A 515-nucleotide genomic window follows, 5' to 3' on the forward strand; every position below is an offset into this window, starting at 1 on the left:
GCCGCCGGCGCTTGCTACCTGCCATGTCGTCGTCGATTCTTCCTGCCCAAACACTCGGGCAACAGAGTCGCACAACAACTGGACCACTACGAAGGGCCCACCTCAGTCGCCCGTGGCGAATCTCGAGAGAGAGCCGCAGATTGCGACGAAAGTCGGTCTCCTTCCGGTTGTGCGCCGCTGGGCTCAGAGATCCATGTAGTCGCTAGCGTCAACAATGTCGCGCTGGCAGTCGGAATACTCATCGAGGACATCGAGCGCTCCGGCTAGTACGTCCAACATTTCGCTCAGCGCGTTGTTGAGCGACGGAAAGTCCACGCGATCATCGACGTTCGGCAGGCCGCCGTTGTACCGGAACGACTCTCCGTTCGGATCGAGTTGGGCGAGGCGCGCCAGCGTCAAGCGGGTCGCCGGCGGAGTTATTGTCAAGACCTGTGGATGGGCGAGTTTCAGGCGGCCTCCTCGGAGTCTGAGTTGGGGTCGGGTTCGACGAGTTTGCCTTTTTCGAAGGTGGCGCC

Annotated in this window: 1 protein-coding gene; it reads right to left on the reverse strand. The window is 61.2% G+C overall.

The features are described from left to right. Nucleotides 1-183 precede the first annotated feature (183 nt). On the reverse strand, nucleotides 184-515 hold a 332-nt coding region (locus tag IEW22_RS19895), incomplete at its 5' end, for a hypothetical protein (protein WP_229742944.1).

The sequence above is a fragment of the Gordonia jinhuaensis genome (genome assembly GCF_014639795.1).
Taxonomy (GTDB): Bacteria; Actinomycetota; Actinomycetes; order Mycobacteriales; family Mycobacteriaceae; genus Gordonia_B; species Gordonia_B jinhuaensis.